3 protein-coding genes are annotated in these 3,807 nt (G+C 50.2%); all 3 read left to right on the forward strand.

The genetic code is table 11. From position 1 onward, the window contains the following. The 3 genes from ACMJ0U_RS12310 (at position 1) to ACMJ0U_RS12320 (ending at position 3,320) form a co-directional block, all read left to right on the forward strand. Positions 1 to 1,584, forward strand: a complete 1,584-nt coding sequence (locus tag ACMJ0U_RS12310) for a dipeptidase (protein ID WP_417130170.1) — start codon at positions 1 to 3, stop codon at positions 1,582 to 1,584. A gap of 39 nt (positions 1,585 to 1,623) precedes the next feature. Beyond that, positions 1,624 to 2,811, forward strand: a complete 1,188-nt coding sequence (locus ACMJ0U_RS12315; protein WP_417130171.1) for an aminopeptidase C — start codon at positions 1,624 to 1,626, stop codon at positions 2,809 to 2,811. A gap of 80 nt (positions 2,812 to 2,891) precedes the next feature. Next, complete coding sequence (locus tag ACMJ0U_RS12320) at positions 2,892 to 3,320, forward strand: Fur family transcriptional regulator (protein ID WP_417130172.1); 429 nt, start codon at positions 2,892 to 2,894, stop codon at positions 3,318 to 3,320. Positions 3,321 to 3,807: the final 487 nt, after the last annotated feature.

Raw genomic sequence — 3,807 nt, forward strand, 5'->3', positions numbered from 1 at the left:
ATTTTATTTATTCTTGGGATTGCATTTTCTCAGTTTTCATTGGCACAACAGACTTTGCCGCGCGATCCGGACTGCTGTACCAGTATCATGGTAGGGAAACTGGCCTCAACCGACGGCTCTGTCATGACGAGCCACACCTGCGACAGCTGGTACCGTACGTGGGTAAACGTAGTACCGGCAGCAGATTTTGCCAACGACACGGTTATGAACATTTACGACGGACGCATGCACACGGAATCGGTCAACGACCAGACGAAACTGACCGTGAAAGGGCAGATTCCGCAAGCCAAGCATACTTACGCTTTTCTGGATACGGCTTATCCGTGTCTGAACGAGAAGCAGCTGGCCATGGGGGAAACCACCATCAGCGGACGGGATACCCTGCGGAATCCCAAAGGGATGTTCATGATTGAGGAACTGGCCCGCGTGGCATTGCAACGCTGCACCACGGCCCGCGATGCCATTCAGCTCATGGGCAAGCTGGTGAAGGAATACGGCTATGGCGATTCGGGCGAATGTCTGACCATTGCCGACCCGAAGGAAGTATGGCACTTTGAAATCTTCGGCGAAGGTCCCGACCAGATTGGAGGTGTATGGGCTGCCGTACGTATCCCCGACGATGAAGTGGGCGTATCGGCCAATATCTCACGTATCAGCACGCTCAACCTGAAGGATACGCGCAATTATATGGCTTCTGAAAACGTGTTCAGCGTAGCCAAGAAACTCAAGCTGTGGGACGGCAAGGAACCGTTCAAGTTCTGGAAAGCCTACGGTGGTCCGAACTATTTCGGCAAGATGCAGGCATTCAGCATCCGCGAGTTCTTCATTCTGAGCACACTGGCTCCGTCGCTCAAGCTTAGCATGGACGACGAGGAACTGCCGCTGAGTGTAAAACCGGAAAAGAAAATCAGCAATGCCGACGTGATGGCTTACCTGCGCCAGACGTACGAAGGCACGGAATGGAGCGTGACGAAGAACCTGAAGGTGGCTGTCAAGGACAGGAAAACCGGAAAGACCGACACCATTACCAGCCCGCGTGCCAACCCGTGGATGCGCACCGACGAGGTACAGCTGTTCAATGCCCTGCAAAAGGGCGCCGTGACAGCCAACCGCAACGTGGCCGTGCCGCAATGTGCGTATTCTACCGTCATCCAGTTGCGCGACTGGCTTCCGGATGCCGTGGGAGGTGTCTGCTGGTTTGGCATGGACAACCCCGGACAGAGTCCGCGTGTGCCCATCTTCTGCGGTACGACCGACCTGCCGGAAATGTTCAAGATTTGCGGCAACCACCGCTACCGCCTGGATGCTGCCTTGTGGCACTATCGCCAGGCCAACAAGCTGGCTACCGTGAGATGGGGAAATGCCCGGAAGATGCTGGAAAAGAACCTGCTCCACTTTGAAAGAAAAGGACTGGAAGAACTGCCAATGGTGGAACAGCGCTACGCCGAGCTGGTCAAGAGCCAGGGGGAAGAGGCTGCCAGGGCTTATCTGACCGACTATACCAAAGACTTTATCGGAGCCACTCTTCTGCGCTGGGACGAAATGACCGCTAAATACTGGAATGACTATCGTTTCGGATTCTGATTCCTTATTATATACACGTAAAAAACACATAAAAAAGATATGAAAACAGTTACATTTATCTCTGCATTACTTCTTGCTTCGGCCACGCTTCAGGCACAGCCCAAGGCCGAAGGCTACCAGTTTACTACCGTAGTCAACCAGAAAGTGACGCCGGTAAAGAACCAGGCTGCCACCGGTACCTGCTGGTGCTTTGCCACCACTTCCTTCATCGAAGCCGAACTCCTGCGTCAGGGAAAAGGCGAATTCGACCTCTCGGAAATGTACATTGTACGCCAGAAATACATGAACCAGCTGAACGACAACTACCTGCGCCACGGAAAAGGCAACATCGGTCAGGGTAGCATCTCCCCCAGCTGGTTTACGGCCTTCACTCAGGCAGGCATCGTGCCGGAAGAAGTGTACAGCGGCATCAACTACAACTCTCCTACCCACAACCACAAGGAACTGACCTCTTACATGGAAGCCATTGCCGGAAAGGCAGTCCAGATGCGCCAGCGCAGTCCGGAATACGACAAGCTTATCAAGAGCCTGTTCGACATCTACATGGGCGAACTGCCTGAAAAGTTTACCTACAAAGGCAAGGAATACACTCCGCAGTCCTTCGCGCAGAGCCTGGACATCCATCCCGAAGACTACGTCATGCTGACCAGCTTTACCCACAAGCCCTACTACCAGGCATTTGAAGTAGAGATTCCCGACAACTGGGAACATGCCAAGATGTACAACCTTCCGCTGGATGAGATGATGGAAGCCACAGACTATGCGCTGAAAAACGGCTATACCGTATGCTGGGATGGAGACGTCAGCGAGAAAGGTTTCTCTTTCAAGTACGGAGTAGCCATCAATCCGGAAACCGGAAAGACCGAAGACCTGAAGGACACCGATTTTGCCCGCTGGCAAGGTATGGATGCACAGGAAAGACTCAACGAAGCCTTCAAGTTTGAATATCCTTGTCCGGAAGTCAAGGTAACTCCCGAAATCCGCCAGAAAGGATACGAATCTTTCGTGACCACCGATGACCACCTGATGCACCTCACCGGCATTGCCAAAGACCAGAACGGTACGAAGTACTACATCACCAAGAACTCCTGGGGAACTGACCGCAATGACTTCGGCGGCTACCTGAACATGTCGGAAAGCTACGTACGTGCCAAGACCATCTACGTGCTTGTGCACAAGGATGCCCTGAGCAAGGAAATGAAGAAAAAGCTCGGACTGGCCAACTAAAAAACCTGCCTGAAAAACAACCAGGTTACCAAAATGGATGCTTATCTTTGCTGCTGTCAACAGATAAGCATCCATTTTTTATGAAAACTGAAGACTATACTCCCATTTTGGAATCGGCCGGTATCCGTCCCACCTCTACCCGACTGCTCATCTATGAAGCCATTGCCCAGAACAGTGATACGTTCAGCCTGAGCACATTGGAAAGGCAACTCGACAGCATCGACAAGTCGGTCATCTTCCGCACCCTCGTACTCTTTCACGAGCACCACCTGATACACAGTGTGGACGACGGCAGCGGCTCACACAAATACTGTATCTGCCACAACCACGGACACTGCCACGAAGAAGAGGCCCACTGCCACTTCTATTGCGAAATCTGCCAGAACACCTACTGCCTGAACGAAGACCTGATACCGCACATCGACCTGCCCGAAGGTTTCATCGCCCGAAAAGTAAACTACATCGTAAAAGGTATCTGCGCCAAGTGCGCTGCCAAACACTCCGTTTAAGGCCATTTTTTTGATTTACATCAATAAAACACCGAAAAATAGAAAATTCATGTTGTAAAACATATATTCTATTCCAAAAAGCCCTATCTTTGCAGCGTAATCAAGAACGAAAGTCCAACGATTACCAGGAAAAAAGATTGTTATAGGATTTAAAAAGATTGTTTTTACCTCGTCGGGATGACGACGTATTTTTTAGATTAGGTTTTAGATTTAAGGTATTAAAGTTTTTATTCACTAAAAAGAAAGGGTAACAACATGAAAACGATGAAAAATTTCATTCAGAAGGTCTTCAAGGGAGACCCGATGATTTGGGGTTACGTAATGCTCAGCTAATGAGTTTGTAACCCCTTTGCGGACCGGGGATGTTCGGTCTTTTTGACAGAAAGTTGTAAAGTTTACTGTATACATACCTTTCACAGGTATCATAAAAAAACGAGTGTATCTTATCTGATACACTCGTTTTTTATTTGTCTCAGCCAGGAGGACC

The sequence above is a fragment of the Phocaeicola sp. genome, from assembly GCF_048170425.1.
Classification (GTDB): Bacteria; Bacteroidota; Bacteroidia; order Bacteroidales; family Bacteroidaceae; genus Phocaeicola.